Source organism: Rheinheimera faecalis, assembly GCF_021290965.1.
Taxonomy (GTDB): domain Bacteria; phylum Pseudomonadota; class Gammaproteobacteria; order Enterobacterales; family Alteromonadaceae; genus Pararheinheimera; species Pararheinheimera faecalis.
Genome location: NZ_JAJOYT010000008.1, coordinates 20,394 through 33,179 on the forward strand (window position 1 = coordinate 20,394; position 12,786 = coordinate 33,179).

At 46.3% G+C, this 12,786-nt stretch carries 10 protein-coding genes; 3 read left to right on the forward strand and 7 right to left on the reverse strand.

Translation table 11 applies throughout. The features are described from left to right. Positions 1–98 precede the first annotated feature (98 nt). Positions 99–1,946 carry an FTR1 family protein gene (locus LSG34_RS13990; RefSeq protein ID WP_233009712.1) on the forward strand — a complete coding sequence of 616 codons (1,848 nt, stop codon included), beginning with the start codon at positions 99–101 and terminating at the stop codon, positions 1,944–1,946. A gap of 46 nt (positions 1,947–1,992) precedes the next feature. On the opposite strand, the gene LSG34_RS13995 is transcribed toward LSG34_RS13990, so the two are convergent. The 3 genes from LSG34_RS13995 to ahr form a co-directional block, all read right to left on the reverse strand. Beyond that, the gene (locus tag LSG34_RS13995) at positions 1,993–3,363 is read right to left on the reverse strand and encodes a DUF2252 family protein (protein ID WP_233009713.1); all 1,371 of its coding nucleotides are present in this window, start codon (positions 3,361–3,363) and stop codon (positions 1,993–1,995) included. Positions 3,364–3,455: 92 nt separating this feature from the next. Beyond that, positions 3,456–5,099 (reverse strand): amidohydrolase family protein, encoded by a 1,644-nt coding sequence (locus LSG34_RS14000; protein WP_233009714.1) that lies wholly within the window; start codon positions 5,097–5,099, stop codon positions 3,456–3,458. A 205-nt stretch (positions 5,100–5,304) separates the two neighbouring features. Beyond that, positions 5,305–6,306, reverse strand: coding sequence for an NADPH-dependent aldehyde reductase Ahr (ahr, locus tag LSG34_RS14005; RefSeq protein ID WP_233009715.1), 1,002 nt, complete (start codon positions 6,304–6,306; stop codon positions 5,305–5,307). A 256-nt stretch (positions 6,307–6,562) separates the two neighbouring features. On the opposite strand from ahr, the gene rimO reads away from it, so the two are divergent. Further along, positions 6,563–7,963, forward strand: coding sequence for a 30S ribosomal protein S12 methylthiotransferase RimO (gene rimO, locus LSG34_RS14010; protein WP_233009716.1), 1,401 nt, complete (start codon positions 6,563–6,565; stop codon positions 7,961–7,963). 58 nt (positions 7,964–8,021) lie between these two features. On the opposite strand, the gene LSG34_RS14015 is transcribed toward rimO, so the two are convergent. From LSG34_RS14015 to LSG34_RS14030, 4 genes are all read right to left on the reverse strand, one after another. After that, on the reverse strand, positions 8,022–9,161 hold the full coding sequence (locus LSG34_RS14015) for a GGDEF domain-containing protein (RefSeq protein ID WP_233009717.1): 1,140 nt from the start codon (positions 9,159–9,161) through the stop codon (positions 8,022–8,024). Between the two features lie 128 nt (positions 9,162–9,289). After that, positions 9,290–9,796: a cyclic nucleotide-binding domain-containing protein gene (locus tag LSG34_RS14020; protein WP_233009718.1), complete on the reverse strand. Its 507-nt coding sequence runs from the start codon at positions 9,794–9,796 to the stop codon at positions 9,290–9,292. 3 nt (positions 9,797–9,799) lie between these two features. Continuing rightward, entirely contained in the window at positions 9,800–11,623 is a 1,824-nt protein-coding gene (locus LSG34_RS14025) for a monovalent cation:proton antiporter-2 (CPA2) family protein (protein ID WP_233009719.1), read from the reverse strand. After that, complete coding sequence (locus LSG34_RS14030) at positions 11,613–12,164, reverse strand: NAD(P)H-dependent oxidoreductase (RefSeq protein WP_233009720.1); 552 nt, start codon at positions 12,162–12,164, stop codon at positions 11,613–11,615. The genes LSG34_RS14025 and LSG34_RS14030 overlap by 11 nt, the downstream gene beginning before the upstream one ends. A 212-nt stretch (positions 12,165–12,376) precedes the next feature. On the opposite strand from LSG34_RS14030, the gene LSG34_RS14035 reads away from it, so the two are divergent. Beyond that, positions 12,377–12,778: a hypothetical protein gene (locus LSG34_RS14035; RefSeq protein ID WP_233009721.1), complete on the forward strand. Its 402-nt coding sequence runs from the start codon at positions 12,377–12,379 to the stop codon at positions 12,776–12,778. The last annotated feature ends 8 nt before the right edge of the window (positions 12,779–12,786 follow it).

Here is a 12,786-nt window from a genome sequence, read left to right on the forward strand (position 1 = left end):
CATCATCTGGTTCAAATAAAAACGAGACTAGGCTTTTTGGTAAGCTCTCCGTATAATGAGAATAATTCTTGTTAGAGTACTTATACAGTAGGTGAATTATGGCATTTCGTGTTGTTCTGGCGTTGATAGCATTACTGGCTTTTCCAGCTTTAGCTTCAGATAAATTAATCCAATACATTGAATATATAGGCGCTGACTACAGTGCCGCAGTGGTCGATGGCAAGATTGTAAGCTCCGCTGAATATGGCGAAATGCAGGAGTTTTCTTCTTTAATAGCAGAAGAAGTGACTACAGCACCACAAGAGTTACAGCAACAATCTGCTCAGTTAAAACAACTGATTGCTGATAAAGCTGCAGAAAAAGACATTCAGGCCTTAACAGCACTGATGCGTCAAAGCGTCATTGCTGCCATGCCTTCGATTCCACTACCTAAACAAAGCCCGGATTTAAAACGCGGTGAAGCATTATTCGCCACCAACTGTGCAGCTTGTCATGGCGCAACAGCTATGGGTGATGGCCCGGCCGGCGCTCAGATGGATCCAAGCCCTACTAATTTCCATGAAGTAGAACGTTATCAGGCCCGCAGTGCTTATGGTTTATTTAATACGATAACCTTAGGTGTTGCGGACACAGGCATGGCGTCTTTTGCGCATTTGGACGAACAAAGCCGTTGGGACCTGGCATTTTATGTCGGCCATATCGCAGGTAAAGGTTTGGATACCAGCAAAGTACCGGACGCCATGATTGAAAGCGGCGCAGTAAAAGATTTATTAACAGCGACACCAAAAGATTTGATCAAGCTTTATCCTGATTTTGGTGCAGAGCTGATGAGCCTGTTCCGAAGCAACCCGGAGCGTTTTTTCCAGGCACAGAGTAAAGATCCGCTGGTAATAGCTCAGCAAAAATTACAACTTTCTGCGGACTTGTATGCGCAAAACCCACAAGCCGCTTACGATCAAGCTGTTTCTGCCTATCTGGATGGTTTTGAACTGGTAGAAAACCCGTTGGGCACAGTCAATGTAGAACTGCGTGACCAAATCGAACACAGCATGATGGGCCTGCGTCAGTTACTTAAAGATCCGGCACAAAAAGATGCAGTTGCACCTCGTATCGCTGAAATTCAGACCTTGTTAAAACAAGCTCAAACTGAACTGTCAGAAACCCAATTGAGTGGCATCAATGTGTTTTTAGCGGCGCTGCTGATTTTATTACGTGAAGGTTTAGAAGCTTTACTGGTGGTGGCTGCAATTTATAGTGTGGCAGTAAAAACTGACAAACCGGCTTTGCGTCACACAGTGCATATCGGCTGGGTGGGTGCTTTGGCTTTAGGTGTTGTGACTTGGTTTGTTTCAAGCTTCGTGATTGATATCTCAGGTGCTTCGCGTGAGCTGACAGAAGGTTACACGGCCTTAATAGCAGCCGCTATTCTGTTCTATATGGGATTCTGGATGCACAGCAAAACCAGCGCCAAAGAGTGGAGCCACTTTATTCAGAACAAAGTACAAAACGCAGTATCAGGCGGCGCTTATTTTGGTTTAGGTCTGGTGGTGTTTTTAGCGGTATACCGTGAAGCCTTTGAAACTATTCTGTTTTATCAGGCCTTGTGGTTACAGGGCGGCGAACAGGCGCAGCAAAGCTTTGTGGCTGGTATAGCTGCAGCTCTGGTACTGCTGGCCATTTTAGGTGTTGCGGTCTTTAAGTTTGCATTGAAATTACCGCTAAAAACCTTTTTTGGCAGCACAGCCCTGCTGATGCTGGTTCTGGCCATCGTCATGGCAGGCAAAGGCATAGCTGCACTGCAAGAAGCTGGTACTTTATCGGTTAGTCAGTTAAACCTGCCGACCATCAGCTGGTTAGGTTTCTACCCTAATACCCAGGGTGTCATTCTACAGTCGGTTTTAGTACTGGTTGCTTTGGTGTATTTGGTTCGCAGCCGCAAAGGCTAAGCACCAGGGTCAGAGTCTTGACTCTGACCCTACAGTTTCCAAAGCTTTAGGCCGTTTCGATTTGTGGGTCAGAACCTAAGTTCTGACCCAACAATTGTCCCAGCAACTCACAGTCTGTTTTTTGCTGCTCTGCATAATCAATACAAGCCTGTACCAGTTCATTGGTAGCTTTAGGTAAATACTTCACGACGGCTTGTTCAAAGCGCAATGACCGTCTGTCGCCTCTGCTGTGTGATAAAGCCAAAGTACGACCACAGGCCTCTGCATATTCTGCCAGCTCTTCACCCGGCGCTTTTTCAGCAAAACATACATCTTCAGGATCCACATCCACATTGGCGTGATGCAGTGAGCGCACCAGATAATGAGCACCATTCCAGTAATGTTCGTCCAATACCAGATCTGGACGACGCTGCATTAACCGCTGACAGTCCACCGTTAAATGAGCGGCATTTAAACGGTTAATAGGGCTTAAATCCTGGAAAAAATACAAAGGTGCAGAATCACGTTGTTGTTTAGCTTCAATCAGGTGGCACAAAGCCAAATCTTCTTCTGAATGGATGTCTTTTGGACCTACTAACAAATAATAACGCTGCATATTTAACGAGCCGGTTCCAGCGCCCTGGCGGGTGACAATATCTAAAATATCGTCACTGACATAAGGCCGGAAAGTGAACTCCACCTCTTTGTACAACTCTTCGCTTAAGCGGCTGAATTTCACAGGGTCTTGTTTAAAGGTCAGAGGGCGCGCTGCTAAATCAGCTACTTTGGCCAGCGTGCTTTTGCGTAAAAAGTCTTCGCCTTTGGCAGAGCGTTTAATGGCTTTTTTCAGCACAGGTTTTAATACATGGTTTTTCGGAAAATCATCCAGCACTGAATATCGAAGCTCCGGCTCGTCTAAGATAGACTGACATTGTTTTGTGTAGGCCGTTAAAAAACAGCGCACTGCCGCTACTGCATCTTTTGCTGTCACGACCTGCACCCCATCCAACGCGAGGCCTTCTTCATTGGCATAACGCCGTTGCTTTACCCCCTGACAATAATCCGCGGCCAATAAAATACTGACAGCGAAACGGCTCCAGTCCCAAACCGCATGACCAACACAGGCATCGTCAAAGTCATTAGGTGCAAAAATGACTCTGTCACCGGACGAACCTTCTTCGGTAAAAAAGCCAAAGTTAGATAAATAACAATCCCCTATCACTGTCGTCAGCGGAATTTTTGTGGTGAGGAGTTCCGGCAATTTCAGCACAGAATTTTTGATATCCGCATAAAACAGCCCTGAACTCCCCCGTAGAAACCGGAAGGGGTTCATCGCCATTTTCTGATGTTTAATAAGCAAAGGGTCGATGCCTGGTGCTACTGCATCTGTACGTTTGAATTCCTGCTGTAACTGTTCACGACGTTGTTGCTCTGGCATAAGCTTTCCCTGAATGAATGCATTTCAAATGCATACTACGCCATAACAGCCTGCCGTCTGAAGCTGTTATGGTTTTATATTTGTAAGCAAAATTAAAGCTGCGCCATACATTCCACTTCGACTTTGGCCCCAAGTGCCAACCCGCTGGCAGCAAAAGCGCTTCTGGCCGGTAAAGGCGCCTTAAAGTACTGAATATAGACCTTGTTGGCCGCTGGCCATTCTTTGATATCTGCCAGCATTAAAGTACATTTAAACACTGCTTCAAAACCCAGCTTGTGCTCTTGCAACACCGAACCAATGTTCTGCATTGCTTGTTGCATCTGACTTTCGATTGTCTGCCCGTTCAGTGCCATAGTGCCTGGGAAATTGCCCAATTGACCTGACAAATACAACACCCCATTGACTACACGAGCGCTGCTGAAGGGTAAACGACTGTCATCACCACGATATACAAACTGACCATTTTTAATCACATGGCTGATTTGACGGCTATTGCTGATACTTTTTGTCGGATCAGCGGACAGGATCATCAGGTTGGCCTTTTTCCCAACTTCTATGCTGCCTACTTTATCCACTATTCCAATAGCTTCTGCGCCATGTAAAGTCGCGGCCTGAATAGCCTCCAGCGGAGTTAGCCCCGCTTGCTCAACCAGCAACTGCATTTCCTGGTGCACCATAGGGTAATCAAGCCCGGCTTTATCAGTTAAATAATCTGTGCCCGCTACAATTTTAATGCCTTGCTGATGTGCCAAACGGGTTAACAAAACCCCATGCTGATAAATGGTGGCCGCATTCAGGTTACGTTGTTGTAACTGGTGGAAAATAGTTAAAGTGGCATCCAGCATGGTGCCTTGTTGTTTCATTTGCGTCAGCAATGGCAGGTAATTAGCACCGTCAAAGGAGGCTTTTTTTACATCGTCTGACACAGGTAAATCTTTACGGCGCCAGTTTTCATAGGATGAAATGACAGTAGCGGCTAAATCAGGCGCATGCGAAATCACCTCAACTCCGGCCTGCACCGCATCTGCAGGTTTAGCTGGTCCTACATAAGCATGAGCCCATACTCTTACGCCATGTTTCTTTGCGGCGGCGGAAAGCTTTGGCATTAATTCAGCTGGTACTTTAGCGTAAATTTTGATGCCAGTAGCACCGGTTCCTAAAGTGCGCAGCATGAGTGCGTCAAAGTCGGTCTGCGCATTCACCGAACGCATCCAGTCGGTATCGCCAGGGGTTTTGCCACGGGCAGAGGCTACAGTGCGTGGATCACTGAAAAATTCAGGTCCGCCAATAATGACCGAATAATAAATATCAGGCGACTGAATTAAATCCAGTTCGGCCTGACGTTTAAGCCCTGTCAACACTCTCACATCACCACCCATATCCCGCACTGTGGTGACACCACCTCTTAACAAAGCGCTGAGTCTTTGCTGTGTGACAGTAGCGTTATCGCCCCCTTCAGGTTCAGTCGCATGATGCACATGAGCATCAATAAGCCCCGGCAGCAGATACAAACCTTTCATATCCAGCGCAGTGCTGTCAGCCGGACGTTTTTTACTGCCTGTGTCATAGATGGCGCTTATGCGGTCACCATCAAGCGCAACAGTTTGCCCCACTTTCAGCTCTAAGTTTTTTACATCAACCAGCGTGATATTTTCTAACAACACCGTCTGTGCTGATGCAGCACAGCTCAGGACAATAAAGAGTAGTGCTACAGGACGGGAGAGCTGAATTGCCATTTGTTTCTCTTCTAAGTGACTGTTCTTATTTGGTTATCCCTAGTTATACCTAAGCAACGGCAAAGCAACCAGCCAGATAGCGAGTGCCTGACGTTAAAAATCTGCATCTGAACGCATTTATTAACATTGTCACTATTACCGAAACTGTAGTTCGCGACAGCGGGAAAAGGCCGGACTGCAGCCCCGGCCTCTTTAAGAAACAAGCTTACCTCTCCAGCACAATCCGATAACGAGCTTTGCCGCTTTCCAAATGCGTGATGGCTTCGTTAATCTGGTCAAACTTAAATAGTTCCACCACAGGCTGGATCTTATGTTGCACTGCAAAATCCAGCATTTTTTTGATGGTCGCAGGGCTGCCGACAGGAGAGCCCGACACTGAACGTTGCGCCATAATTAAGCTGAATACGTTCAGATCCAAAGGCTCCAGCGTAGCACCGACAAAATGCAAGCGGCCTTTAGGTTTGAGGGTTGAAAGGTACAGATTCCAGTCTAATTTCACATTCACCGTGGTCAATATAAAATCAAACCGTCCTGCCGCCGCTGCTATTTCATCGGTATTTCTGGAATTAATACAGTGATGTGCACCTAACTCTTTGGCTTCGGCAGTTTTACTCTCGCTGGAGGTAAAAGCTGTGACTTCGCAACCAAAAGCCCGTAAAAATTGCAGCGCTATATGGCCTAAACCACCTATGCCTATCACCGCCACTTTGTCAGTCGCTTTGACATCAAACTGCACCATAGGGTTAAACACAGTAATACCGCCACAAAACAAAGGACCTGCGGTTTTTGCATCTATGCCTTCAGGCAAGGCGACTACACTAGCCGCATTAGCCTGCACTTTATCGGCAAACCCGCCATGACGGCCGACAATGGTGCCTTCTGCTGTAGCGCATAAATTATGATCACCACTGCCACAACTACTGCAGACCTGGCAATAACCCGAATGCCAGCCAAGCCCGACCACCTGACCTTTTTTCAGATGACTGACATCAGCACCCAGTGCGGCAATACGCCCCACAACTTCATGACCTGCAACCAAAGGGTAAGCCGACATCCCCCAATCGTTATTAATCATGGATAAATCTGAATGACACAGACCACAATAATCCACATCAATTTCCACATCCTGACGACCTAAAGGACCAGGTTCAAACTCGATCACCGATAAGGGTGAATGAGGTTTTAATGCTGCATAAGCTTTGATCATAAAATCATCTCCCGATTAATAAACGACCTATTGATGAACATCAGCTACGCCAAGAGTATTGGCGATGATCAACAAACTGGCAGGGAGATCCGCTATATTTTTCCGGCTTTTTAGCAACTTTGTCTGGATCCGCGAACAGAGACAAAGATAAGCCCGTCTATTGAGTGTTTTTTATACAGCAAGGACTGTATCTTCCAGTCGATTCAGGTATAATCCGCGCACTTTTTTTCCGGCCCTTTTACTTTGCAGGATTTACATGACAGTCGAAACCTTTGACCCATCACAAACCACCACACTGGAAACGCCAGTGAAAAGCCTGACGGCTCAGGCGCAAGCCAATGGTTCAGGCGCAAAAATCGGGTTTGTAAGCTTAGGTTGTCCAAAAAACCTGGTGGACTCAGAGCGTATTCTGACTCAGTTAAAAACTGAAGGTTATCAAATAGTTCCAAGCTACGACGATGCAGCTTTGGTCATCGTTAACACTTGTGGTTTTATCGACAGCGCAGTGCAGGAATCTTTAGATACCATAGGCGAAGCTTTAGCTGAAAACGGCAAAGTGATAGTCACCGGCTGTTTAGGTGCACGTGAAGACGAAATCCGTGAAGTGCATCCGAATGTATTAGGTATCACAGGCCCACACGCTTATGAAAACGTGTTAAAGCAGGTGCATGAATTTGTGCCTAAACCAAAATACGACCCTTTTATGCAATTAGTGCCGGATCACGGCATTAAATTAACGCCTAAGCATTACGCCTACTTAAAAATTTCTGAAGGCTGCAACCACCGTTGCACTTTCTGCATTATCCCTTCGATGCGTGGCGACTTAGTCAGCCGCCCTATTGGCGAAGTGCTGGATGAAGCTGCGCGTTTACAAAAAGCAGGCGTCAAAGAGCTGCTGATTATTTCTCAGGACACCAGCGCTTATGGTGTGGATGTAAAACACCGCACTGGCTTCTGGAATGGTCAGCCGGTCAAAACCTCCATGCAGTCTTTGTGTGAAGCCTTAGCCGATTTAGGCATTTGGGTTCGCCTGCATTATGTTTATCCTTACCCTCATGTGGATGATGTGATCCCACTGATGGCTCAAGGTAAGTTATTGCCCTACCTGGATATTCCATTCCAGCATGCCAGCCCGCGTATTTTAAAACTGATGAAACGCCCTGGTCAGTCTGACCGTGTATTAGAGCGCATCAAAAAATGGCGTGAAATCTGCCCTGAACTGACCATTCGTTCTACTTTTATTGTCGGTTTCCCAGGTGAAACTGAAGAAGAGTTCCAGGAATTATTAAACTGGTTAGAAGAAGCGCAATTAGACCGTGTTGGCTGCTTTAAATACAGTCCGGTCGAAGGCGCAAAAGCCAACGACTTGCCTGATCAAATTGCTGAAGAAGTTAAAGAAGAGCGTTACCACCGCTTTATGGAAACTCAGCAGCGCATCAGCGCAGCACGTTTGCAGAGCAAAATTGGCCGCACCATCAAAGTCTTAATTGATGAAGTAGACGATGAAGGTGCCATTGGCCGCAGCTTCGCAGATGCTCCGGAAATTGACGGCGCTGTGTACTTAAACGGCGAAACCTCATTAAAACCAGGTGATCTGGTCGATGTAGTAGTAGAAGAAGCAGACGAATACGATTTATGGGGCAGCTTAGCCGAATAAGTGGGCTGAGTAGTCCATGACTATACGAAAAAACGGCCTGGTGGCCGTTTTTTATTTTTTAAGAAAGCTGTGGACCAAACACAATACGATTTCGCCCATCAGCCTTTGCCTGATACAAGGCGTTATCTGCATCAGCCAATAACTCTTTTAAATCCCGCAAAGCCCCAACAGAACTGGAACCACCTACACTGACAGTTAATTTCACCGGTCTGGCTTCAATTTCCCAGGCGTGATGAGCAATACGTTCACATAAACGCTGGCCAATTAAAGCGGCCTGCTCTGCACTGGTGTTTGGCATTAATACCGCAAACTCTTCCCCGCCCAGCCGGCCTATTAAATCTGAAGTCCTTAACCCTACTTTGAGTAAATCTGCCACTTTTTTCAGCGCCAGATCACCTATCGCATGACCCCATTTATCGTTAATTTGTTTGAAATGATCCAGATCAATCATTAACACCACCACACTATGTTGCTGATGCCTGCTGTGCAATAACGTCAGATTGGCTCTTTTTAAGAACTCACGACGGTTCAACAGCTGAGTTAAATCATCCAGTTCTGCTAAGCGCATCAATTGATTTTCAGTATGAGAAAAGGATAGCAGCGGCAACATAAAGCCTGTGCCAATGGTTAACAACACATGACCTAATAACACCCACTGCAAACTGGGCAAGCTAAAGGCTCTGTAGTCTTCACCAATTAACGGCAGAACTAATACCACCTGAAGCAACATTAAAGCCGCATGCACAGCAAAAAAGGCTTGTAATGTATAGACCGGAAAAACTGGTTTTAAACGGGCTCTTTTTAAAAGCACAATGGCGTAAACAAATATCACCGCAATACTGAATGAAGTTAACGCAGTAGAGGCATTATTGACCTGATGTAAGATGCTCAAAGGTAAGACATACAAGGTCAGTAACAACACCACCTGCTGCCTGGAACGCGCACTGAGTTGACCACGTAAAAACAGTACTAAACCAGTGACCACTAAAGCCGGAGAGATCAATAACAACAGATCAGCAAGAAAGTAAGTGAGCAGCGGCTGGTCAATATAAGCTCTGGCACCCGCAGCGCAACCACCCGCCACAAATACAAAACAGGCAATGGACCACAGCAGAAAACTTTTATCATGACGGCGCAGCATATACACCATGGCGAGGTAGCAACCAATCATCAGATTGACCACCAGGGTTAACAGCATCAGCGTAGGTAAATGCAGTTCAAATCCATGAAAATTAATGACTAAATACTCCGATGTCTCATTATTTCGGCAGTATAGCCCTTTGCGTTTCATATTTACAAACAACTTGAGCTGTCGTTTTATGCAGTTTAACTCTCATTGCTCAATTGTATTTCTTCATCAATAGACAATAATCGGGGAACAGGTAACACCCCCTCCAGTTCAATCAAACGCTCACTCAGCTGACTGACTCTTTGTGTCAGCCCAAAAATGATTTTGTCTTTAATAGCCGAGCGAACCCTGTCTGGCAACTGCTGAAAGCTGTCGCTGTCAATTTTCATCAGCACCATATCGGTTTCGGCAATCACTGTGGCGCTGCGTGGTTCGTTGCAAATAAAACCGACTTCACCGACAAACTGGCTGGGCATTAATTGTCCAATCTGATGATGTCTGTGATAAACCAGCGCCTGACCAGATAGGATGATATAAAAAAACGGCTCGTATCCACCCTCTTTAATCAATGCCTGGCCCTGACTGCATACCTCAAAGGCTTTTGGCATTTGCAATATCAGCTCCCGATCTGCAGGCGGTAAGTCTTTAAACAAAGGGATCCTGGCCAGAATTTCCATCAAGCGCAATTTGTTGCTATAGCTCACGCACTACTCCTTCGGATTATTCCCATCTTCAGTAGCCAGATGCCCCCCCTGGTATCGTTTGGGTGCGTCACGGCTTTCCCGTTCTAATTGACGCTGTAACTCTTCCCTGCTTTGTTTAAGCAATTGAATGTAATTCTTTTCATCTTGTTGTTCACGAACCAGCTGCATTTTATCAAGCAATTGATAATTGGCCGCCCTGAACCTGTCCGCCAATTCTTTGGCTTCATAATGCCCCATGCCCAATACTGACAACACATCACGGCCCTGGCGCAAAGAAGCTTCAAAAAGCTCACGCTCTATATGCTCAACCCCTAACTGGCGCAACTGATACATATGCGCCACATCTTTGGCCCGCGCCATCAGAATTAAATGCGGAAAATGCTGTTTAGCGTTACTGACGATAGCGTTGATCGCCTGCACATCATCCACTGCAATCACCAGAATCTTTGCCTGCGCCGCCCCAGCAGCCTCCAGCACATCCATCCGGCTGCCGTCGCCGTAATAGACTTTAAAGCCAAATTTGGTCATGGTTTGAATAGTGTCTGAGTCATGATCCAGCACAGTAGGCACTATGCCGTTGGATAACAACAAACGGCCCAGGATCTGGCCGTAACGACCAAAACCAGCAATAATCACCGGGCTGTCAGTATTCTCTACGTCCGTACTCTGCTCTGGTTGTTGTTTTAGCTGACGAGCTGACCAGGCATCCTGCAGTTTCATCAGCAAAGGCGAAACAGCAATAGATAAAGCGATCAATAAGTTCAGCATAGCGCCTTCGGTCGCATTTAAAAGAGCTCCAGCTGTCGCTAAAGCCGCCAATACAAAAGCAAACTCACTGCCTTGCCCCAGTAATACTGCGTAGCTGAAACGTTCAGGTGCGGCAATTTTTAAAGCGCTGGCAACCCCATACAACAACAGTAGTTTTAAACCGACAAATAGCAGCAACAACATGCTGATCAGTTGCCACTCAGAACTCAGCAACTGCATATTAATACTGGCGCCTATGGTGATAAAAAACAGTCCTAAAAACAGTCCTTTAAAAGGTTCTAAGTCGGCCTCTAACTGGTGACGAAACTCAGAGCTGGCCAATAATACGCCTGCAATAAAAGCCCCTAAGCCAGCGGAAACCCCAACTGCCGTCATCAGCTCCATTACACCTATCACCAGCAGCAAAGCCAGGCCTACAAACAACTCACGGGAACCATGATGTGCCACCCAATGCAATAAATAGCCAATCAGGTAACGACCCGTTAAAACTACAGCCACTACTGCTGCCAAAGCCGGCAAAGCTTTAAACTCAGCTGTATCGGCCGAAGGGGCAATTAAACTGACACCAATCAATAACGGAATAGCGACCATATCCTGCAGCAATAAGGCACCAAATACCGACTGGCCGGTATGAGTCCCCATTAAATTGCGATCCTTCATCAGCTGTATAGCCACAGCTGTGGATGAAAGAGCTAAAGCCAGGCCAATAAACACTGACAAGGCATAAGACAGTCCCAATAAAAAAGTAGCTATCGCTATGCCCAAAGCGCAAACGAATACTTGCAAGGAACCAAATAAAAACACCCTGTGGCGCATGGCCCAGAGCTTTTTCGCATCAAGTTCAAGCCCTATGCTAAATAGCATCAGGACCACACCAAGCTCAGCCAGTAGCTTGATATCATCAGTATTGCTGGCGATAGCAAAACCCGCCGGACCTAAGGCAATACCCGCCAATAAATAACCCAGCACCACACCTAAACCAAAACGTTTGGCCAAAGGTACCACCAGCACCATAGCAGCCAGATAAATCATCAGATAAGTAAGTACATTAAGATGCATGGCCGCTTCCTTGTTGCTCTAAAGTCACGGAAAGTTGCTCCAGTCCCTGACGAAATAATTCAGCTGCCTGAGTCGCAATAATGCTGTCTTTCAATTCCGGTAACATTAAAGGTTGTTGCCACTCCATACCGCAGGACAATGCCAGCTGACGCAAAGGCGTAAACATGGTCTGCTGATAACAAGGGTCAAGCTCGTGATGACTGGCGACTGCATGAGTCACCAGCCAGAATTTTTTACCTTTCAGTGACATCACTGATTGTGCAGAAGCGTCTTTGCCATAAGCCCAGCCATACTGAAATACTTTATGCAGGTACTGCACTAACAAAGCAGGCGGCAAGCCCCATTGCATGGGGTAATGCAAAATAATTGCGCTGCTGTGCGCCAGCATTTTTTGCTCCAGCGCCACATCAATATAAAAATCCGGATACAACTGATATAACTCGCGAAGTTCAAGCCCAGGCCAGTGCTGCACAGCATTGAGCATCATCTGCTCCAGGCGGGCATGGTGGGCATAAGGATGGGCATATAACAAACTAATCATAACGCTCTGATGGTCCTTCAAAAGCAGTGACTACAGTGTTTATGAGAGCTACTGATGTAGCAAGTTGAATCTTAAACTCCGGCAGCTTTTTTTAATCAAACTGAAGCTCACCAGGCACTAATGTTCCCACAATCAAAACTATTTACAAAAAACAAACATCAAGTTACCTTATTAAGGTCCAAACAGGACAATTCACAATAAGGAAAATTAAGATGAAAACTATCCTGATAGTACTTGCGCTGCTGGCTTTAAGTATCAGCAACAACCTTTATGCTGCCCATGTTGAATGTGTGATCAGTGGTACACCAACTCAACAAAGCTATACAGAAGGCTTTTGCGATAGCCAGATCAATTCTCCACCAGGCGTATTTTTCCGTCTGGTCGCTGATAAACCTGTAGCTGAAGTGCAATGGAGTTACGGGGCAGAACCTGAAGGCAACTGGAATTGTGGCAGCCAGAACCAATGTAGCGTGACTTATCCAAGAGGCCCGGAATACTTTGGCTTTTCTCAGGCGACAGCCTGCGTCACACGGGTTCTTTACTCAGACAACACCTGGGAAAATGTCAGCCTCTGTGCTACAGGCACCTTCTACGGCCAGGCTGTAGTGCGTTAATCACCTAA